Below are 21,154 nucleotides of genomic sequence, written 5' to 3'. Positions count from 1 at the left end.
GTTACCGTCTGACGGCCTCAGAGTGGAGGAACGCAGCAAGAACCAGGATGGTGTAGTTCATTCAGACAAAATCTAACTAACCAAAGACATTACGAAGTGGTTAGAACCCACGTAGTCGTACTATCTGTGAACTCTTGGCCTTGACACCCTCTTCTATCGATTGGACTTCGAGTCGGAAGAGGTACTTCCCGATCTCGAAGTCACTGAGCCGGATGTCCGGACTCTCCGACAGCATCACGTCGTCCAGTGTTCCGTCGGCGGCAGATCGAAGTGCTGTCTGTCTGAGTGCTTTCTTCAGACGACTGTATATAGTCTCCATCTCCTGGACGGCGTTCCACACCTGGCTGAAGTTCTCTTTCACGCCGTCTAGATCGTACGCATCTGCGATGGCCCAGAAGCTCTTCTTCGATCGCGTCCGGTGAACTTCCATCTTGTACCACCGCTCGTAGGTGCCGCGGTTCTTGTCTAGACCTTGTTGTTCCATCTTCTCCACGAAGTCGTCTAGATCGTCACCGGTCTCCTCCAAGGCGGCTTCAAGGTTGACTTTCCACAAGTTCGCATAGTAGTACAGTCCGACATCCCCGCGTTCACGAATCAACGCGTACAGCTGGTCACGCATCTCGTCGGTGTCCCCCAGGTGGACGATGACGTCGTGTTCCTTGAGGCGCGAAGCGGTCTTCTTGAACAGTTTGTCGTGGCCTTCGCGTACTGTGTACACTTCGGTGTCTTTGCGGAGGTACATGGAAAGGCCGCCGTCAAAGTGGACGTCGAGACAGTCGGTTTCGGTCTGTCCCCCAGAGGTAGTCGTCTGGTGCGTGGAGGACGTCTCGTACTCGGTTGGGTCGAAGTCTTCACTATCCTCGTAATCTGTCTCGTACCCTCGCACGATTTCGCCCAAGTCTTCTCCTTCGGCCTCGTCTACGGAGATGTCTTCACCGAGATCGCTCGTATTGGGTTCTTCGTACTCGGGGAGGTCAATGTTCACACGTTCGACGTCCGCGCGTTCGTCCGTAGTGATACGGGTCAGCTTGTCGATCACCTTCCAGAACGTTTTGTCCGCAATCGACTCGAAGGAATCCTCCAAGGCGTCCACCTGTGAGTGGAGGAGGCCCATCTCGATGGGATACGCCAAGACGATAGCGTCTGTTGCGACGTCGGTGCGGAGGAGATCACGGTCGCCCCAACGAAGTGCGCCGTAGAGGACGACGTGGTCCGTCGGGTCGGCCGAGCGAACACTGCGAGTGTCGTGTATCGATAGGTCGTCACCCAGGTCACGGTAGAGAGCAGCGTGCTCAGACTGGAGGAACGTCGTGAGTGCTTGCTGTTGACTTTCTGTCGCCGTGACGACGGAAATCGAGTCCCCCCTGTCGAGCGCACCGTAGAGCAGGTTATCGACGAGCACGCCCTGTTTCTTGTCGCTTGCAGGTACATTGTCCCACAGTTCCTCCAGCTCTTCGAGAGCTGAGACTACGTCCCGGAACGTGCCGGTTGCGGGATTCGCCTCGGGATCAGACGCAATGCGGCCCGCGAACCGATCAAGCTGCGCAAGCCGGCTCGATATCGTCGTCCGCCGGGCGTGAAAGTCGGCCACGTCAAGTGGGGTCAAGAGTTCGCGGAAACTCCCTAGAGCGTACCGCACAAGCTGCTGGCCACGCTTGAGGATGTCGGCGTTCAACTCTCGTGCCAAGTACTCGAACCTCGCCCGACGGTCGTTTGCCCGTTTCAGGGCTGTGAGGAGGTCACCGTCACCGCACGTATGGACCTCGATGGAGAGGCCCGAAACGCGGTTCTGCTCCCGCCTGGCGACGACCTGGGCACGGCGGGTTGTCGGACTCACTTCCTCGTCGGTACCTATCCACTCGTGCCCACTATCTTGATCACTCTTGACTACGGCAGACAACAGCCGAGGTGGCCACGCCCAGAGAAATGCTCGTCCACGTAGTTTCTCCACGAGGTCTGACGTCGGATTGCTCGTAAAGTAGACTATTGCGGGCACGTCGTTTCGCTGTTTCCATTTCCGTAATCGGAGGAGGCGTTCTTCGTCGTACTTTACAGAGTCGTCGTAGATTACACACCGAATTCGGTCTCCGACATCGTTCGAAGGAATACGCGTACTCGTGTACGAGAAGAGAAACCGCGCAGGCTTGTCGGGATGGTTCAGGTTCTTCGTTACTGTCGCTAGTGACCCATCTTTCGTCACGTTAGCTATCGGGGTCTCCTCACGCGCGTAGCGAGACTTGTCGTGTGGTGGACGCATTGACGTCGGAGCAAGCTGTCGGAACCGCTCACGGAATTCTGTGTTGGAGCTGAGCAAGAAGACCGCGTTGCGGCCATCTACCTTGGGTCCGAAGAGAGCTTCTAGGGCGTGGAGGTGCAGAAATTCTGCTCTGTCGGACGGTGTCACGATGACCAGATCCTGGCCACGCTCTACCATCGCGCTGATAAGGCCTGCGTGTACTCTCGTCGTGGCCGGGAAGTAGACTAGTCGCTCTTCGTCGGCGAGATTGCCGGACGAAATGAACGGCGACTTAACCGCTGGAGTGTCGAAGAGAGCGGTAAGCGGCACAACTCTGACAAAACGTACCGGCCTGGAAATACTTTACTGATGATCATACGATTCAAGCGTGCCCGGTGGTTGAAACTTTTGAGAGCGCTTGAATTGCAAATTATTGGTGCAGATCGGGCACCCTACAGTGTCCTAGAATGGATTTCTGATTTCGGACCAGGGGTTATAGTCTCGAACGAGCTATGAAAATGCTAACAGTTCGATATTGTCCCATATCAGTGGATCCAGCTAATGGACGAAGACAAGCCGATCGGAATTTGGTTTGAAGTTGTCCTCTGATGATAGAAAATCCGATTTCGTAATATACGTACCGGCTATTAGTCTGGGTGTCATATTCTCTCCAAAATATCTGGGGCAAATCAGGGACTATCTGTGGTCGTGATTATCGCTTGAATCAAACTCAGCCGACACTCTGTCTTTGAGGGAATTGAACATTAGAATAATCGAAATTCGCGGCCAACCGTGGTAGTAACCCTCCGGTTTACAACAGCCTGTGCTAAAGGTGTATTTTTTATATAGCTAGCAACCATGTTGGAAACGTGAGCGATACTGCGATCTACGCGCGAGTCTCGACTGAGGAGCAATCCCTCGAGGGACAGAAGAAATCCGCGTGGGAGTACACCACCGAGACGCTCGACGTCAAGCCCGGGAATGTTCGCGTTCTCCAGGACCAGTCCACGGGGACCGACACCGACCGGTCGGGCTACCGGGAGCTCATGGAGCTAGCGAAAGACGGCGAGATCGATCGCGTGGTTGTGCGCGAGGTCTCTCGGATCGCACGTAACATGCGCGACCTGAACCGGACCGTCGGCAGGCTCGTCGACGACAACGACGTCTCGGTCCACATCATCGACGCCGATCTCCACATCGGCGAGGACGCCGGCGACGGCCTGGTTGACGACGAGATGGTCCTCCAGTTGCTGGGGATGGCGGCGGAACTTGAGGCGAAGCTGAACAAAGAGCGGACTATGGCTGGGCTGGCAGCGGCGGAAGCAGCCGGAAAACATCTCGGCCGGCCACCGTACGGATTCGACACCGATGACGAGGGCTACCTCGTCCCCAACGAGAACTTCGACACTGCACTGGCAGTGATCGAGCGAATCGAAAAGGAGGACAAGTCCATCCGATCGACCGCGAACCACGCGGGAATCTCTCGATCAGCAGTCCGGAATATCGTCGACCGGAAAGAGATGTATCTCGACGAGGCGGTATAGTATGAATGAAAGGGCGACGCTACGGCCGATCGCTAGAACGATGTTCTAGCCCGTGAACCTACCAAAGTTACACTGGCCGGCGTCTGCCCGGCCGATAGTATGTGAGCGAGCGGTTAAAGCCTATTGACCCGCTCGGGTCGCCTCGATCAGATCGGCCGGTACCGGACACTCTGCGACCGTCGTCGCTGGCTGGAACACCAGGAGGCCATCCGTCGCGAAGATGGCGACCCGGAGCGAGCCCGTGTCGACGGCGTCGAAGTCGGCTCCGAGATGCTCGAGGAGTTCCTTCGGCAGCGCGTGGTTGCCGCGATCGGAGCGTATCCGGACGGCGTTCTCCTGGGACCGGCCGTCTATCGCCTCCGTCGTTGCGACCGCTACGAGCGCCTGGCGGTCGGGATGAGGCGCGAACAGCAGCGACTTGTGGTCATGCAGATTCGCCGCCCGGACCGCCGGCGCGCTCGACCAGCGGACCGCGTTGTTAGAGGTGAATAATTCCACGACGTCGACGAGCTCCGGCGCGGCGCCTGTCCCGGTGGTAGGTTCAGCGGGCATTGGCTGATCGTTACCTGCCGCCTCGGTCGCGTCGGTGGTTAGGTGTTCTGTTCTGGATTGGGGCATGGTCTGTCCATAACGGGCCCGTCGCGGAGTCGAACCGCGGGCCGTCCAGTCGGGCCTGAACCCCACCGCGTCCGTTAGTCGCCGTGAGGGTTCACCCGCCGGGCCTGGTGGACGGCCTGCTCACAGCCGTAGGAGCAGACTCGGACGTCCAGGAGGAACGCCGCGCTGTACTCGTCGGAGTCACGTCTGGGCTGGTTACAGCCCGGGCAGACGAACGGGTCTCGCCGCTCAGTGATCGCCTCGTAGCCGTCGAACGTCGCCCCACCGGCGAGTGCCGCTTCGATGTTGTGCGGCCGGTTGAGTATCGTTCGGACCGTGTCTGGCTTCGTGACCTTGGCCGCGTACACCGGGCCGGAGTCATCGTCGGCCGGTGTGTCGTCGCAGCGCCCGACGATCACGAGTCGCGTGTCGCCCGGGAGCTCGAACGCTGCGCCCGGGTCGAGGTCAGAGGGGTCGGGCGTCATCGGTCGCCCTCAGTGTCGTCGACAATCTCGATGTCGGTCCGCTCGGCGACGGCATTCCGGTAGTCCGCGTCGTCGTAGCCGGGGATGTGCTCGCGGCACCACTCCCGAGCTGCGGCGAGCGACTCGACGACGTCCGACTTCCCGAATGTGTCCGTGCGGACGAACTCCTCGCGGAACTCGCAGTCCTCGTTGTGCCGGACCTTCCGGGAGAGCTGGGGATTGATCACGTACCGGGCCGCGGGCTCGCCGTGATCGCTCGGCCGGAACGGTATGATCTTAACGCTCGTCAGGACCTCGTCGCCGACGGCCTGGAGGTCGTCCCCGCTTGCGCCGGTCGTGAAGTACTCCCGACCGTCGCGCGGATCGTACCAGATGACGCCAGCCTCGTCGATGGCCGCGTACCGGACGTGGGCGTAGTGGGTCCGCTCGGCGAGCGACTTGCCTATCTCTGGTCCGGTGTCGGCGCTCGCTGCGAGGGTCTGCTGGTCCGCCATCAATTATCACCCCGATGGCCGCGGATATCGACGTCGAGGCGCTCGAAGCCGACTTCGGCGACCATGTGCGGCGTCCCGTCGACGACGATCACGTCGCCGAGCATCATGCTCCGGTGCCGGTCGCCCTCGTATGGCAGGGTGTCCGGACTCCCCGGTCCCTGGCAAGCCCGGTAGACCTGTTCGAGCAGTTCGTCGGCCGTGTCGAACGCGTCGGTCGGCAAGGTGGCCTCGCCGATCGAGGCATAGGCGGCGAACAGCGCTTCGGCCGGATTGATGTCCACCTTCTCGAACGTAGCCGGCCCGAAGCAGACCAGGTCGCGCGTAAGCTGGAACAGGTCGCCGTCCGGATCCAGACCCGGTGCGTCGCGAGCGTAGCCCCCGCGCACGTACAGTAGTTCGATACTGGTCTCGTCGTCTGCTGTCTCGGCTGCGTCCATTGGTAGGTTCACGGGCTTTCGCCCCATACATGTTAATTCGGCAGGTAGAAATGTAAAAGTTTGGGTTCACAGTTATCGATGAGAGTGTCACCCAACGGTTCTCACGCCTGATTTCACTTTCTCGACCCGCTCAATATAGAGAAAGCATTTACTGGGTGATGAGACAGAACCGGTATGGATTCCCGGTCGGTCCTCGTCGTCATCGCCGCACTCGTCGCGGTGTCGCTCGTCGGTGCGCCGGTGACCATGGGGGATTGGGGAGAGCAAGCGTCGTTTTCGGTCGAGCGGACCACGCAGTCGGACGTCCCCGAGGAGGTCCCGACTCTCCGGTACGAGGATCTTTCACCGCCGGCACAGGACGTTGTTCGGCGAACGATACGCTCCCCTGACGGCCACCTCACGATCTACGGGCGCGAAGACTGGCCAGATCAGTTCTTTTATAGCGATTACACCGCCCCTGGACGGGGAAGCTATGCCATCGTCTACGAGGGGCAGTATTACGGACTATACACGTCTGCGAGCGGCGGGTTTCCCATCTTCTACTGGCTGCTCGAACTCCCGTTCATCATCTACGGCCTCATGCTCGGTTGGATCGTCTACAATGAGTCTCACCGCGAAACGCCTTCTCGAGTCACACTCTTCGCGACGGGGCCGGGGATCGGCTTTCACCTGTTGGGTCCGGAATTCGACTTTCCCCTCTTGGGCCCCATGCAATTCGCCGGGCTTGGGATACTGGCCGTCACTGGACTCGCGGCAGGGTTGGTCTGGCGTGGCCGACGAGACGGAACAGATTGACTCCCCTACCTGTTGAAGACCTCGCAAGCGATAAACACAGGGCGCTTACCTTGCACAGAGTCATCCTCCGAATATAGGATAGACGTTCACTCAATGCAGGTTCTCTCAGATCAGTCCGGGAGATGATAGTCCTCGAATTGGTCTTCCCAATCGGGATCAGCAAAGTCTACCCCTTCATCTTCGTTGTCGGTGTCATTCCCCTCTGTCTGCGAATCGTCACCAGATGGTGCATTCCGGGGATAAGAATTCGGCTCAGGTATTTCTAGTTCACCACGGCGTCGGTTATGAATGCGCTCCATCGGAGTCTCACCCGGATCTTTCGATGGCCGCTTGTCACCAACCTCACCAGGTTTGGGATCACCGATATCGTGATGCTTGTCGGACCGGCGCTTCTTCCCCATAGTCGAAGTTGATAGAGGAATTACTTAAAATATACGCTGATTGACACAGAATAGAGAGTGATTCCCTACGCCGGCGTCGATGCCGCTGGCTTGTCGTCCACCGTGCGGACCGCCTCCAACGCGCCGTCGAGCAGGTCGGCTACCGTACCATCGTCGGCCAGCCGCGGGTACTCTGCCGTCAGCAGGTGGAGCGTGTCGAGAAGCCACGGCCAGTAGTCCGACGCATCGACGTCCGGGGCCGGGAGTGGCGTTTCATCGAGCGCGATTGAGACGCGTCGGCGGTGCTTACAGCCACTGTCAGTCCGGTCGTTGCGGTCGTCTGGGCAGTCGCACCGCCCGTCGACGTAATCGACGACGTACCGGGATCCACTGCTGGAGAACACGTCGTAGAGGCCGATGCACTCCTCGTCGTCGTTGGTCCGCGGGACGACCGCCATTGCCTGCGTCCGGGCGCGATAGGCCCGGCGTTCCCCCGCGTCGAGGTCGGTTTCCTAGTCGATGCAGTTCGGAATCAGTTTGAGGTCGCCGGGCAGTCGAAGCGCGTTCAGCGGGTCAACCGTAGTCGCGTTCATTGGTAGGTTCACAGGCTTTCGCCTACTTGCTATTATGGCAGGTTCGTACTTAGTAGTATCGAAAAAGCAGAAAACGATGGTATTAAGTTTCTACCTGCCATTGTATCAGGTAGGTCGAAAGGCCTGTGAACCTACCAATGGCAACGACGCAGCAGACCGCGACTGTCGAATCGATCTCGAACCAGACCCCGTGCGTTGACGACAAGCCGGACTGTCCCGGTCCCGATGTCGCCGGCGACAATACCGACGACCTGCCCTGTTTCCACTGCTACACCGCCGGCGTCTGTCTGCATGGCCAGTCGTGGTGCGACAACCGTTCCGGAGCGGACGGCGAGAACTACTGCCGTGCCTGTGCCCTTCGGACCAGGAAGCTGACGGTCTGAGTCCTCCCAGTCTCATTTTTCGGCGACGTCGAGCTTGAAGGTGAGCCCGAGTGAACGTTTCAACTACAGGACTGTGATGCTCTGTTCGAGTTCGCCATCCTGGTCGACTGTCAAGTGGATCATCTCTGAGCCCGAAACCTCCCTATCAAACGCTTCTTCGCCGTCTATTGTGAGTCGGATGTCACACGATTCACCGTCCAACTGTCGTTTGATGCTCACTGTGTTGCCCGGTTCGATAGAAGAAGTTCTATTTCGACACCCAGCCTCGAGTACGACGTCACCCGCAAACTTACTCCAGACAGTCACCTCGACGAGTTTTGTCGCTTCGCACATATCCGGCCACTCACAGCTACCTGTGAGGGTTTCTGGTTCTCCCGGATCCGAGGTAGTCGGAGTAGAGGGCTGAGATTCCCCATCAGTATTGGACGGGAATTCACTTCCAATGCATCCAGGGAGGGCTGTGGCAAGCGCAACCGTCGATAGCCACTTCCGGCGCTTCATGTTGAATGTCCTGAACTAGCCCGGTAAATATCTTCTCTACATCGGCGAACTCCGTTTTGAGATTTCAGCAACGTCTTTGAGAATCAGGTGATCGGCCACACTGCGTATTCATCGCCCGAGTCCCGGTCAGTACATCGAAACCTCGGTTTGGGACCCATTCACCGTCACCTGCTGGTCTCCATCAATATCTATCGCGAGTGTGAACAAGAGCGGTGTATCTTCGCCACGGAGATACCCCTTATCTTGGAATCTGTAGGTCCCCTTCGGAAGGCAGGAGCCAGACGTGCCGAAGGTGTAGAGTGAGTAGGTTTCGGTGATTGAGTCACCAGCGGCTAGCTCACGTTGTTGGAGAATGCTCTGGACGGCACGCATCTGGTCGTCCGGGAACCGCCAACACCCTTCTGCATCCTGAGTTGGATTGCCCCACGGGCCGATGTTGGTCTCTGGATCGATTACGAGCTGGTCCGGCCATTCAAGATCGTCGGACGCCGCATTATCGGTAAACAGGAGCGCCGGTCCAAAGCTAACGCTGACAGGCTCTGTGTGCTGATTTTCGAGACGTGTACGTAGCTGGGTCGGCCTGTCTTCTGTCGCTTGGTAAAGCACTTCTCCGTTTAGTGAGACTGGGACTGACTCGAAAGGCGTCTTCGTTGGGGAGGGCGTCGGAGTTGGACTATCTGTGGATGTCGCGGACTGCGTCGGAGACGACTTTGGCGATTCTGGGCTTGATGAATCAATCGCAGAACAGCCTGCAACGCTACTACCGACGATCGCCGCCACAATGTGGAGGGCTGAGCGACGGGACCGAGTCATAGTTCAAATGGTGGAGGTTCCGGTAAGTGCTTTGTCTATACCTAACACTCTCGCTGTGGGGGACCCACCCGCAGTTGCGATGCGGGAACCTCCTTAGATCGACCCCCGGGATCTGTCCAGGGAGTCAGCTACACTGCCTTAGTCGGAACACGCAGTCGGTAGGAATCCAGTCCCTTCGACAGTGAGGAATTCCCCTCTCGTGCCCCTTTGAATCGAGAGATGTATAAGCAGGATGACTGTGTGTCGAGATTACTCCTTGGCCTCCCACCTTGGTAGATTTCCTCCCCCAGAACTCCGCTGTGACGCTGGTTCGCCACTTGCATTCTCGAGACAGCACAGGGGGCCGGTCTTCCTCGGACCCCCGGGTGTTCACCTTCTCGGCCCTGCGTGGTTTTCCCAGCACAGCACAGTCGTCGGGGGCCTCCCCCTTCGCTCCAGGGTCGCTACCGGGCTCGACCCCCTCCTTTGTGGACGCCGCGGTGCTGCAGAGGGTGTGACGGGGTGGTGGCACACCTGGGAATATGGAATCCAGAGACAGTTACAGGAGTGTGAGATGAACAGGGGCAAGCGAAACGGGATGTGAAGAGGAGTCGTCTCTCCACAGGGGATGGGATGATGGGGTGTGGGCTGTCGCTGCTGCGTCGCTGTATGTGGACGGCAGAGACTGGCCAGACCCTCTGAAGGTTTAAGCCGGGGGTGGGTCAAGACTGCGAGCGAGACAGTGATCGAACGTGGATGGGGACCAGTCCAACGGCGACGGTAGTTCTTCGACGGAGTGGGTGAAACCCGATCTCGGGTCGAAAGATATCAAGTTCCTGAAGGCGGTGCAGGAGGTGAATGCGCGGGCCGGGTACGAGCCCGGTGCTGACGAGCGACCGCCGGCGACGACGTCAAAGATCGCTGCCGCAGCAGGCCTGAACAAGAACGAGGTCAACTACCGGTTCAACCAGCGCGGATTCGACGAGGATGGCCTCGGCTATATCGAAGTTTACGGAGCGCGGCTGCTCGAGAACGGGGCTCTCTCGTCGAAGAGTGCAGAGCTGACGGATGCAGGTGAGGCAGCACTGGTGGAGATTCTCGAAGATGGCCCCTCGAACGATTCCGGCCTAGACGGTGATCTGGACGATCGTCTTTCTGACCTCGAATCGGAGATCGATCAACTCCGAGAGGAGAACAAGGCACTTCGCGATGCTGTCCAGAACTTCGAGGAGAGCGAGATGGGGGCGTGGGATCAGGAACAGGTGGAGAAGTTCGATGCGACGCTCAACGCGATGATCGCTTATCAGCGAATTTTCGGTGACGTCTTCGGAATCGACGTGAGTGAGTTTCGGGATGAGGATGAGGTCTCAGAGGAGAGTGTAGCGGAGGTTCGCAGTCACATCAGCGACACCTTGCGTTCTCGATGAACAGTGTTCGATCTGAGATTGTTCATCGATATTAGAAATAGGAGAGCGCTGGTAAAGTCCAAGACGTTATCTGCCCAGTAACTGCCAGAAGGAAACTGCTGAATAGAGAGTGTCTTCAGCAAGGTTACTTAATCGATCAGACCCGTTTCTCAGATCTATAGGTCCAGAAGTTCTTCAAGGAGTCTGATGCAGTAGATCACAGCAATGTCAGACGCCCAGTCCACCTCGTTGAAGACGGTGTGGACGAGTTGTCGGGCTTTCTCTATTTCAGATTCTGGACGTCGTTTCATGTACCTGACTCCGTCAAGCGTCGTGAAACCGGGAAGATTGGGCGAGGCCTTGGGGACCTGGTAGGCCGGTGCCTCCTTCATTTTAAACTCGCCCATGTTCTCTGTTTTCCGTGTCGTAGTGATCTCTTCCCTCCGCCGGAACTCGTCGCTCCGGTCGTACAGGTTGAAGATGTAGTGTTCGCTGCTATCGTTGAACATGACGATGCTCTCAGCGTTGTGGAACTGCAGCAGATTCAGTTCGTCAACGATTTCCTCTTCTTTGATCAGGACTTGTCTCTTGGAGTTGTGGTCGAACCGGTATACGTCCGTGTCGTAGAGGAGCAGGATGTGGTTCTGGTCGACGGGGCAATAGATTTGGAGGCCGCGGTTCCCCATTCCTGCAGGAACCAATCCGAGCTGGTGTTTGTACCGGGGGATATCCAGGACCATCGGAGCGTCAGAGACGATGAACTCCTGGTCGGTGACGTTGCACAGCATAACTCCGGTGAGATCTTTGAGTCCGATGTAGCCGAAGATGCCCTGGGCGATGAGGAAGTGGTGTACGCCGAGTAGATGGGCTTCAACCAGTCTCTCTTTTTTCTCTTCTTCGTCGAAGTCGTCTTTCCAATCTATCTTGTCTTCGTACCTGTCGGCTTCCAAGTCATCTTCGACAGCGTCTTTCAGGAATTCGTAGCCCTGCTTGATGTCCTGCTTTGTCGCCCGGCTTCTGGTGCGTTGCGTGGTTATGAAGGAGAGCAGGAGGTCGTTACGCTGCTGGGACAGATCGGTCAGGTCATCGCCGCTCCGGAGTTCATTGAATGGGTAGGCGTGGTAACCGTCGAGGTTCGCCAATTCGTTTTCAACGACAGGAGGGTTGCCGTAGAAGTAATTCCTAGAGCAAACAGAGTCAGTGGTGTCCGGGAATATCTCTCCGGCGGAAAGGGGAAGAACGTTGAGATTTTCGTCCGTGGCCCAGGCTCGGAGGTAGTGCTTGGGCACGTAGTGCTGGTTCTTCCTCTCCGGCATCCTCTTACGGTATCGTGTAGCGATTCAGGGGTTAAAAAGGGTTTCAGAGGGAGACGAAGTTGTTCGGTTCAAGATCAGACATTCCGAGCAGGCTCTCGGTGTTGCCTTCGAGCAGAATCTCTCTTAGGATCCGTTGGAGGAGTATGAGGAGAGCGTTGTAGTCTCTGCTGATCTCTGTAGTGGTGACGCTGGAGCCTCCGTGGATAACGTGGTTCCGGGCTCGACACCAGAAGTATTCAGGAGTGATGTCGTCGCGTTCGTAGATGTCGTCTCCGTACTGGGTTTTGAGGCTGCCCTTGTCCGGGATCAGGTCTTGATACTCCACGCCGACTCCGTCCACCAGGCCGCTAATCATGTCGGCTGTAGCGCCTGGGTCTTCCTCCAGGTACCTGTCGGCAAGCATCTCGGCGGCGATGCAGAGGTTTGCAAGCTTGATATCTACCGGTCGGTTCGGATCCAATGAGTCGGCGTAGAACCCGAGAATCTTCCTAAGTTCGAGGGAGTCTTGTTTTTCCTGGAAGGTATCGTAGGCCCGGTCCAGGAAAACGGATTGTTCTTGCTTCACCGTGAACAGGAGATTCCCTGTTTTGCAGCATCCTCCGACGTTGCCGTGTAGGGTGCGGAGCCTGACGTAGTCGGGTTGGTCCTCGGGGTCGGAGGTGTCTTCCCTGATCTCGATTTTCGAGTGCGAGGGCAGTGTTCCCTGTACAAATGAGGATAGCCAGGTGATTTCGCTCAGAAGCCCATCGGTGACAGTGGCAGCTCGGTCCAGGCCTCCGTAGATACCGCTGATGGATACGTCGAATTGGACGGTGCGTACCAAGTTTTGGTAGTTCTGGATGGAATTGACCCGGGTTGGATAATCTGGCAGTGGTCTTACAGAAATGCTCCAGTCAGCCGTGTTTCCGCTGCCGGCCCGCCAGTCCGTTCTCTCGATCAGGTCGACTCTATCATCCGGGTCAGAAAATTGCGTTCTTGACTGGTGCTGGAATCCAAGAACGTCAGCCGTAAGATATACCTCCTCTCCTTCAACGACTCGGTCTTCGCTGTTGCAGATCTCCACGATGGACGGGTTTAGAGACACAAATTCATCCGCAAAAACGAATAGATCGGTGACGACAATCCGTTCTCCGCTCTCTGTCCTCCCCGTAACTTCTGGGTAGATCTGAGTAGACAGGCCTTCTGGACTAATCCTGTTTGTTTCCATATGGAGCTGTCCACCCTCAGTTGACCCTATCTTGACGGGTATATCAACACCGTCAACTTGTATCTCGGCTTTTCGAGAGAATACCGTCGCATGGTTATCGACGAAATCACGGGAAGGTTCCATACTCTTTCCAGGAGACGTAGAGATACTTGGTTGAAGACTGCTTTGGTACACTGACTCTTATTGTGGTGAAGAATTTGAGTTACCTACGTTGATTCCAGAAGCCCGTTGCTACCTCGGAAAATTCTGGGGTATTTTGGCGCTCTTTTGTTGTACACAGTCCGGTTCGACATTGAGTGCCCTGGGTGAGACGAACCGTTTTCCATAAAGAACGATTCCAGGGGAAATCAGAAGATGAGTTCCCTGAAACAGGCTCTGTTGAACCCCATAGCTGATACAAACGGCATGCGGAATACGCGCCCTCTATGCAGCACGACTTGATGAACGATACCGCGATTTGACAGAATCACTAACAGTACGTAGCAACATCTATTGAACGATCAAATCAGTGCTGCCCCTCCAATACTAATTCCGTGTATCAGGTTCTATAAGCTATCTGGAACGTCGATCCAACAGATCTGAGATGGGTATCAGCTATTCAATTCTCGTCGGAGGATACTCCATCTTCGGAGCCCGCCATCAACTGGACGAATTCGTCGATCTCATCATTTTCATCAGAGGAGGACTCGCGATCCGGTTGGACAGACATGCCCGCAGAGTCAGGTCCAGTCTCCTCAACCGAGGGTGCATCACGGACTTCGATATCTCGATGTAACGATCGAACCTCCCCCTTCTCGTAGATCTGCGGTTCCTCGAACGATTCGTTGTCGGCGTCCGGGAAGACGATGAACACGAAGTCCTCTTCGGACGGCATCCGATCGAACTCGATCTCGGGGACGAACGGTGCATAGATCCGTTTCCAGTCTGCTTCGAGTTCTTCGCGAGAGTTGTAGAGCCGCTTGTCCCCGTTCTCCCAGACGACGAACTCCTGTTCGGACCGATCGTACTCGTAGTAGGCTGGGAAAGCATTCGGTGATGGCTTCTCTAGTTCGTATGTATCGTCAAATCGAGCGTGTACGCTCCCGTGGCTGTCCCGGCAGACAATCCCCTCTGCCGTCTCCTGCCATTCGATTTCGAGGGATCGCTCGATATCTTCCTCGTAAGTCGGACGGAGCGCGTAGACGCCGTCATCGAACTCGACGAACGAGGCCTTGTTGTAGAAGTGACGGTGGCCATCGTCGACGCTGCTCGCGAACGTCAGTCGGTCGTAATCGATCACTGTCCCGTTCCCCTCACGCCACGAGTCGTAGAGGACCTGTTCCCCACGACGGCCCCAGTACCCGAACTCACCCTTCGAGGCACTCTCGTCCTTGAGCGTGAACACGCAGAGTCGCCCAGAGTTGACTGCTTTCCGGAGATTCGTGAGCGTCTGCTTGGGCTTCTCGATAGTCGACGTCTCGGCTTCAATATTGACGTGCCGCCCGTCGCTTAACTCCCATACGGCGGGATACCCTTCACGAAGTGTCTGCTCTTTCTCCAGGATCTCCCGCCGAGCGGTCTCCTGGTATGGGTCGATCGGGAGGTCGGCGATCCCGTCGGCGAGTTCGTCGCCTTCCTGTGTTGGCAGCCTAGTGACGAAGCCCAGTTTCGTGAACGCTTCGTAGGACTTCTGCAGGATGACGCGGTGGTCATCGCCGCCACCACTGGCACTGCTGCCGGTGTCCTGCCTGAACAGCTCTACGAGCCCGTCGTCTGTGAGCTTCACGGCCGACTGGCCACTTCGTCGGTCCACGACCGCATACTCGCCGCTGTAGAGCGTCTTTTCAATCGCGTTTGACAGCTGGGACTGATACCCTGTATCTCCGATACGGCGCTCAATCTCGCGCTCAGCGTCTTCCAGTGCGACGAAGCCCTGGTCGTCGACGCCCACCTCAGGACGGTTCTGAGCGGCAAATACGCCTTCGAGGATCGTCCGTGTCGGGATGCTTCCGGCGTCGGTTCCATCCTCGTCCGTTTCGTCGACCGCGTCGACGTACTCGCCGGCGTCGGCGTGTTTCAGGTTCCGCTGGATCTCGTCGTCGGTCAGTGGCGTCGTCCCGTACTGATCGAGGCTCGCTTCGATCGCCGTGTGAACCTCGTCGAGACTTCGGAGAGGCGGATACGGTGCGAACGTCTTGATCTTGACTGGCTCGGACTCGCGACCGCCGGCCAGGGGAATCTTCGTCCAAGCGTTGTAGAGACTGATCGACTGGACGTCCTCCGCCTCGTAACCCTTGAACCGCTTCATGAGAAGCCGCGAGTCATGTTCTCCCGGCGTCTTCAGCGCCAGTAGCGTATTGCAGTTGTTCTCCATCGCACGCTTCGTGTCGGGGAACTCCTCTTCGATCTGCCCCGGATACTGCGTCCCGAGGGTCACGCTCATTCGCATCGAACGGGCTCGTGCTAGCATCCCCTTGACGTCGAGATGGTCGTTCGCCACCTTCTCGAACTCGTCGACCTGGAGGAAGTACGGCTTGGTGGGGATCTCGTCGTCGCGGTCCTGGCGTTTCTTCGCCGACCAGAGATTCCGGAGGACGGTCAGCGTCACCATCTGGTGGATGTCCTCGTTGTCGACTGGAATCCGGACGAGGAGGATGCGGTCGTTGTTGACGATGTCGTCCCAGTCGATCGTGCTCTCGCGGCAGGCGATGATCTTCCGGATCACCGCGTTCTCGACCCAATCTTTGATGCGCTTGGTCAGCGGCTGGATCGTCTCGTCGTCCATCTCGGCGACGTCAAGCAGGTACTCCATGTACGGGTCCTCTTCGACGACCTCGCGGGCAAAGCGCTCGCGACGAGTGGCCCGTTTCAGCAGAAAGTACATGTCGATGATGGAGTACCGCTCGTCGGGGTCTGCGTCGGCGTTGTGCCGGAGCATTGCCCGACCGACCGACGAGAGGATGGTGTCCATGTTCACCCCCCAGTCGGTCTGGTGGCTGCCGCTGTCGAAGATGGCCCGGAGGTTCTCGATCCGGCTCTCGACCTCGGCCTCGAGCTCCGACTCCGAGTCCGTCTCAGGCATGTCGAGCATGTTGATCCCGATGGTCTTCTCGTAGGTGTCGGTCCCCGGTTCCAGGAGGATCACGTCGTCGAGTCTATGGCTGGGGAGCTGCTGGAGGAGTTCGAGCGTGTCGCCAGAGGCTTTCGGGTCGATGTTACAGAACCCGTGGCCGGCGTAGGCGTACTGGACGGCGTTGTTCTGCAACACGGTCGTCTTCCCGGCCCCGGTGGTTCCTGACAGCCAGAGGTGCCGGAACAACGCCGGGAATCTGACCGGGGCTTCACGAAAGCCGGTCTGTGCGCCCTCGTTGTAGCCGATCCAGAGGGGCTTTTCCGGATCAGAATTCCCGCTCTCCAGCATCTTCCGGACGTGCGGCCCTGCGACGGTCTCCCCAGACTCGGTTTCCGCGAGGACCCGCTTTCCACCAACCCGTGTGTAGTCGGTCACAGTGACGCGGTACGGTTCGCCGGCGATAGTGGTCGGGCCCTCCCCCTGATTGTCGGACTGCTCGCTGTCCGCACATTCCTCAGAATCACCGTCATCAGTGAATCGGTCGAAAACCATGGATTCGCGTCGTCAGTCGTGGGGCTCCCACTCCGCAGTCTGGCCGTTGGGTTCTGCGGATAGGTCTTCATCATGGTTGTCTGCGTCTGCGGGGATCCGGTCGCCGCGTTGCTGGTACCGCCAGTCGATGCGCGGCGTCTCGATTTCGTCGTTCGGGATGTGGGCGACACCGGCGGTCTCGTCGACGGTCATGATCATGTTCCGGTCGACGAACTCGCGATTGACCATCCGCCGGACGTGCCGTCGGAGTTTCCGGACTCGTTTCGACCCCCGGTAGTGCCACACGGGGTTGTCGCTGAGCCCCTGCTCCGTGATCGCGTTGTAGTACTTCCTGTACATCCCGGCTACGCCTCGGGCACGTGCCTCGGCTTCGTCCTTGTCGGGTGAGACAGCCAGGATGCGGATATTGACGTGGAAGGCCTGCTGCCCACGCTGCTTCTCGATCGTCTTCGCGGCCTGTTTGTCCTTCGCACTCGCCGGACGGACTTTCGGGTTCAACCACCCGACCGACGTCCCCTGCCGGAGGCCGTGGGCGAGATCGTCGACGCTGTTGTGCTTGAAGCGATCGCCTTCCGTCCAAGACTCCTTCGCCGGCCGAAAGATGACCTGGGTGACGACCTTGCTCTCGTCGGTGGAGAGCATCTCGCTCGTGATCTCGCCGTACGGGTCGGTTTCGAATCCCTCCGCGTTGTGGTGGCGGATCGGGAAGAACGGCATCTTCTCCATCTCCATCCAGGCACCAGCGACGTACTCGTCGGCCCCGATCGTCGGGAACGAACCGGCGTCATCGACCGGGAAGACCTCCGAGTTCGCGTAGTTGTTGCCGACGCGTCGCCGGAACTTGTCCGCGGCCGCCTCGTTCGCGGCGTGCATGTAGAACGCGATCTTCCCCTCGTCGAACCACACCTCGAAGGAGTGGTGATCGCTGGTGTTCTTCCCCCGGAAGTTGGTTGTCACGTCGTGGACCGACTGAAGGAGTCCGGCTCCGTCGACGATACCCTGGTTTTCCTTGTAAGGCCGGATCCGGAGCAACACCCCCGAGTCATCGTCCGGTGGCCGAACGCTCTCGTCGTCGAGATCGAGCCGCGTCGCCTCGTACTGGGGTTTCCCGAAGATGAGTTGTCGAACCTTATCCATCGTCTTCGTCCCCCGAGGTGGTCTCGACGAACTCGCTATCCGTCGACTCACCGCCATCCGGGCGGGCGGTTGGTTCGGACCCGTTTTCGAGGGTCTGTGAGACGACTGCGTCGACGACGTCTTGCTCCGTGACGTCCCGTTTGGCCAGCCGAGACACCGTCTCGTCGCTCAGTCCGAACCGATTCTGCAACGCGTTCTGTCGAGCTTCTTCCTCGACGCGCTGCTGGAAGTCGAGGAGTTCCGCCGGCACGTCGTTGATCGCCCGCTTGATGATCCGCTGGTCGTCTTCGTCGTAGTCGATGACGTGTGTCTCGTAGTCGTCGGCGACCACGTGTAGCGGGTAGGTTCCGTGCTCCTGCACCTGCACGAGTCCCTGGGAGAACCCGAGCCCTTCCTTCCCGGACTGGGCCCCCCGGACGAAGTCGCGTTGCTCCCGCGTCAGCCCGATTTTGTCGGCCGTCTCGTCGTCGAGTTCCGGCAGGCGATGGAACACCTTGATCGGACACATGCTGATGATCTTCTCGGCCTGCTCGGTCTCGTAGAACTCCTGGACCGTCTGTGAGAGCAGCGTCATCCGCAGGCCCGCGTGGCGCTGGTGGCGGAACGCCGTCTCGAGGAAGTCGAGGTTCGCCTGATCCTCGAAGAGGTAGTGCGCCTCGTCGATGGCGAGTTCGACGTGCTTGTCCGCCTTCTTCGCCTGCTGGTAGATCGTCGACAGGAGCAACTGCATCAGGAACGTTTGCCGGTCGATGCCCGAGGCACTCCCCTCGATTTCCCCGAGGTCGATGTAGACTACCTTGTTGTCGCCTTCGAGGATATTGACCTCCGAGCGATTCGAGAGGTTCGAGTAGGCACCGCCCTCGCGGAACGGCTGGAGGGCGATTTCGAGGTTCTCGGCGTAATCCGAGGCCTTCTGTTGGGCCTTCTCGGACTCGGCGATGCTGTGGGCGCTGGGATCGGCCGAGATATCGGCGAGAATCCGAAGGACGTCGGCCATCGTCGGCGAGTTCTCCGGCGTGTGCGTGGAGACGTCGTCCTCGACGACGCCCGCCTGTCGGTACGCTTCGTCGATCACGTAGGAGAGCACGCCCGATTCCTTCCCGAGATCGATGCCGCGGGCGGTCAGGAAGTTCTCGATGATGGCGTAGGCCTCGTCTTTCTTCGCCGACAGCGGCGAGTCGACGGCGCCGTCCTCCACCATCGCGGTGGACGTCTCGCGGATCTCCAGTGGATTCAGATTCGTGTCACCGCCGACTGTGATCGTCTTCGCATCGAGTGCGTCCGCGATACCCTGGAAGTCCCCGACCGGGTCGACGAGGACCAGCATCGTGTCCTCCCGACGCTTCATCATTCGGAGGGCCCGCATGATCGCCCCGAACGTCTTCCCGGCACCGGGGGTCCCGGTGACCAGTTCGGAGTGGCCGGTTTCGAGGTCCCACGGGTTGATCCGAACCGGCGTTCCGTTGTGCCCGTGATGTCCGTATTCGACGCCCCCGTCCATCATCAGGTAGTTCGAGGAGAACGGGAACATCGCCCCTATCGCCTGGTTCGTCATCGTGGAAATCCGGTCCCGGCCGAGTTCGTTTGCTCCGAGCGGTGAGACTGTCGCGAGCCCCTTCTCTTGCCAGCGGTTCGCGACCTTGAGCGTGCAATTCGCCGGCGCGTCTTTGACGATCGACTGGAGCTGCGTCGTCTGATTGTCGAGTTCCCGTTTGGAATCGGCGGAGAGGCGGATGAACACGCCACAGCGGTAGAAGGATGCCCTGTTCGACCGGACGAGCTCCTTCATCTCCTTCGCGCTGTCGATGTCCTGCTGGAGTTCCTCCGCCTTCAGGCTGTTCGAGTCGTACTGCTCGACCTTCAGATCCGAGATCCAGTCCGCGATCATCTCCTTGGCGGACTGGCTATCGAACGGATCGATGTGGATGCTGATGTCGGTGTGGAGGTTCGTCTCCAGGAGTAGCTTCTCGAGCATCCCGTCCGGTGGCTGTTCGGGGAACCGCTCGATCCAGAAGGTCCGGACGTACGTGTCATCGTCGAGGACGGCGTAGGTCGTCTCCCAGTCGACCGTGGTCGGGGCGACGACGGACTGGTGGATCTTGGACGTCGAATCCAACTGCTCGCTGGACTCCTTCTCCTCTTGATCCAGTTTTTCCTCGTTCTCGACTTCTGTGTCGGAAGCGCCGTCGACACCCCCGGTCCCGACTGAATTGGTCCTTTCATCGCCAGCCACGACCGGCGAGGTCGGGAATGCCTCCTCGATGTCGTCGTACTCCTCGGTCTGATTCGTCCAGTACTCCTTCGTCACGCGGGCCAACTCGTGTGCTTCTACGGGGTCGACCGAACAGCGGTAGAGCGACTTCGCGCCGCTACGGATCTGGGAGAGTCGGGACTCCAGTTCGTTCTCCTTGAGCTGCGTGATCTCGGCGTCGGTGAGCCCATCAGACTGGAATCGGGTGAACAGCTTGCCGATGACCGGGAGGTCCGCGAGGTACGCGAGTACGCTGTCGCCAGACTCGTCGACAGTGTCGACGTCGCTATCCGTGACTGCGGTGATGATGTAGTACTCACGGACGGTCGACGTCTCGCTGTCGATCTCGCCGTCTCCGTTGGTGTTGTAATCGAGGTACTGTTCGAGGAGCCATTCCAGCACGGGACGGGACCTAACGTCCGGATCTCCGAGCCGGTCCCGATGGGCCCGGACGACGTCGTCGTTGTCGATCTCCCGACTAGTGAGATAGATCTTCGCAGGGAAGTCGACGGTAGCGTTCACGAAGTCCGAGAGCGAACCGACCGCTCGACTCCAGGAGTCCCCACCTTCGAGTGCCATGTTCGCAGGCTCGACCTTCACTGCGCCGACCAGGGCACCGTCCGTCCGCTCGATAGCGTGGGGGTAGACACGACTCAGACGGGTCAAGTATCGGACTTCGCTGCTGTCTTCGTCGTGAGTATACTCCTCGTTCTTGATCGCCCAGCTGAGCCGGGCAGATAGCCACTCGGTCAGCCAGAGGTAGTCCGGCTTGACTTTGTGGAGCACGAACAGGAGTAGCGAGGCTGCTACTCCGAACCCCATGGCTGGGATCGTGAGCGCCGAGGAGACTCCGGCCGCGACGAACGAGACGAACGCCACCGCGACGAACAGCATGAGCTCGCCGATGGAGTAACCCCGGAAGAAGGGGGTCGTTCCGCCGAGTGACTCGTGGATTCGACGCGCGCTGTACTCTCTGTCCGCTGAATCAGTACTCAT

18 protein-coding genes are annotated in these 21,154 nt (G+C 58.6%); 4 read left to right on the top strand and 14 right to left on the bottom strand.

The window, feature by feature from the left end; translation table 11 throughout:
- Window positions 1-100 precede the first annotated feature (100 nt).
- Entirely contained in the window at window positions 101-2,566 is a 2,466-nt protein-coding gene (locus tag BV210_RS02505) for a DrmE family protein (protein ID WP_077205118.1), read from the bottom strand.
- 539 nt (window positions 2,567-3,105) lie between these two features.
- Here BV210_RS02505 and BV210_RS02500 point away from each other — a divergent pair.
- Window positions 3,106-3,780: a recombinase family protein gene (locus tag BV210_RS02500; RefSeq protein ID WP_077205117.1), complete on the top strand. Its 675-nt coding sequence runs from the start codon at window positions 3,106-3,108 to the stop codon at window positions 3,778-3,780.
- 120 nt (window positions 3,781-3,900) lie between these two features.
- Here BV210_RS02500 and BV210_RS02495 read toward each other — a convergent pair whose 3' ends face one another.
- From BV210_RS02495 to BV210_RS02480, 4 genes are all read right to left on the bottom strand, one after another.
- Complete coding sequence (locus BV210_RS02495) at window positions 3,901-4,332, bottom strand: hypothetical protein (protein WP_077205116.1); 432 nt, start codon at window positions 4,330-4,332, stop codon at window positions 3,901-3,903.
- A 140-nt stretch (window positions 4,333-4,472) separates the two neighbouring features.
- Window positions 4,473-4,862 carry a hypothetical protein gene (locus BV210_RS02490; RefSeq protein ID WP_077205115.1) on the bottom strand — a complete coding sequence of 130 codons (390 nt, stop codon included), beginning with the start codon at window positions 4,860-4,862 and terminating at the stop codon, window positions 4,473-4,475.
- Window positions 4,859-5,356, bottom strand: a complete 498-nt coding sequence (locus BV210_RS02485) for a hypothetical protein (RefSeq protein ID WP_077205114.1) — start codon at window positions 5,354-5,356, stop codon at window positions 4,859-4,861. The genes BV210_RS02490 and BV210_RS02485 overlap by 4 nt, the downstream gene beginning before the upstream one ends.
- Complete coding sequence (locus BV210_RS02480) at window positions 5,356-5,793, bottom strand: hypothetical protein (protein WP_077205113.1); 438 nt, start codon at window positions 5,791-5,793, stop codon at window positions 5,356-5,358. The genes BV210_RS02485 and BV210_RS02480 overlap by 1 nt, the downstream gene beginning before the upstream one ends.
- 174 nt (window positions 5,794-5,967) lie before the next feature.
- Here BV210_RS02480 and BV210_RS02475 point away from each other — a divergent pair, with 174 nt between their 5' ends.
- Window positions 5,968-6,588 carry a hypothetical protein gene (locus BV210_RS02475; protein WP_077205112.1) on the top strand — a complete coding sequence of 207 codons (621 nt, stop codon included), beginning with the start codon at window positions 5,968-5,970 and terminating at the stop codon, window positions 6,586-6,588.
- A gap of 110 nt (window positions 6,589-6,698) precedes the next feature.
- Here BV210_RS02475 and BV210_RS19645 read toward each other — a convergent pair whose 3' ends face one another.
- Both BV210_RS19645 and BV210_RS02470 read right to left on the bottom strand, forming a co-directional pair.
- Window positions 6,699-6,989 (bottom strand): hypothetical protein, encoded by a 291-nt coding sequence (locus BV210_RS19645; RefSeq protein ID WP_157525766.1) that lies wholly within the window; start codon window positions 6,987-6,989, stop codon window positions 6,699-6,701.
- Window positions 6,990-7,054: 65 nt separating this feature from the next.
- On the bottom strand, window positions 7,055-7,426 hold the full coding sequence (locus tag BV210_RS02470) for a hypothetical protein (protein ID WP_084802543.1): 372 nt from the start codon (window positions 7,424-7,426) through the stop codon (window positions 7,055-7,057).
- A gap of 272 nt (window positions 7,427-7,698) precedes the next feature.
- Between BV210_RS02470 and BV210_RS02465 the strand changes: the two genes are divergently transcribed.
- Window positions 7,699-7,944, top strand: coding sequence for a hypothetical protein (locus BV210_RS02465; protein ID WP_077205111.1), 246 nt, complete (start codon window positions 7,699-7,701; stop codon window positions 7,942-7,944).
- A gap of 63 nt (window positions 7,945-8,007) precedes the next feature.
- Here BV210_RS02465 and BV210_RS19640 read toward each other — a convergent pair whose 3' ends face one another.
- Window positions 8,008-8,445, bottom strand: coding sequence for a hypothetical protein (locus BV210_RS19640; RefSeq protein ID WP_157525764.1), 438 nt, complete (start codon window positions 8,443-8,445; stop codon window positions 8,008-8,010).
- A gap of 126 nt (window positions 8,446-8,571) precedes the next feature.
- A complete protein-coding gene (locus tag BV210_RS20135; RefSeq protein WP_077205110.1) occupies window positions 8,572-9,051 on the bottom strand; it encodes a hypothetical protein in 480 nt (159 codons plus the stop codon).
- Between the two features lie 986 nt (window positions 9,052-10,037).
- Between BV210_RS20135 and BV210_RS02455 the strand changes: the two genes are divergently transcribed.
- Entirely contained in the window at window positions 10,038-10,664 is a 627-nt protein-coding gene (locus BV210_RS02455; RefSeq protein ID WP_157525762.1) for a hypothetical protein, read from the top strand.
- Between the two features lie 155 nt (window positions 10,665-10,819).
- On the opposite strand, the gene BV210_RS02450 is transcribed toward BV210_RS02455, so the two are convergent.
- From BV210_RS02450 to BV210_RS02430, 5 genes are all read right to left on the bottom strand, one after another.
- On the bottom strand, window positions 10,820-11,959 hold the full coding sequence (locus BV210_RS02450; protein ID WP_077205108.1) for a DUF4238 domain-containing protein: 1,140 nt from the start codon (window positions 11,957-11,959) through the stop codon (window positions 10,820-10,822).
- A gap of 43 nt (window positions 11,960-12,002) precedes the next feature.
- Window positions 12,003-13,289 carry a hypothetical protein gene (locus BV210_RS02445; RefSeq protein WP_157525760.1) on the bottom strand — a complete coding sequence of 429 codons (1,287 nt, stop codon included), beginning with the start codon at window positions 13,287-13,289 and terminating at the stop codon, window positions 12,003-12,005.
- A gap of 475 nt (window positions 13,290-13,764) precedes the next feature.
- A complete protein-coding gene (locus BV210_RS02440) occupies window positions 13,765-16,770 on the bottom strand; it encodes a type IV secretory system conjugative DNA transfer family protein (protein WP_157525758.1) in 3,006 nt (1,001 codons plus the stop codon).
- Window positions 16,771-16,782: 12 nt separating this feature from the next.
- Window positions 16,783-17,907, bottom strand: coding sequence for a hypothetical protein (locus BV210_RS02435; RefSeq protein WP_077205106.1), 1,125 nt, complete (start codon window positions 17,905-17,907; stop codon window positions 16,783-16,785).
- Window positions 17,900-21,154: a VirB4 family type IV secretion system protein gene (locus tag BV210_RS02430; protein WP_077205105.1), complete on the bottom strand. Its 3,255-nt coding sequence runs from the start codon at window positions 21,152-21,154 to the stop codon at window positions 17,900-17,902. Before BV210_RS02430 ends, BV210_RS02435 begins: the two co-directional genes overlap by 8 nt.

This window comes from Halorientalis sp. IM1011 (genome assembly GCF_001989615.1).
Taxonomy (GTDB): domain Archaea; phylum Halobacteriota; class Halobacteria; order Halobacteriales; family Haloarculaceae; genus Halorientalis.
The sequence above is the reverse complement of the archived record's forward strand: the minus strand, read 5'-3'. Positions and strand labels throughout refer to the sequence as shown.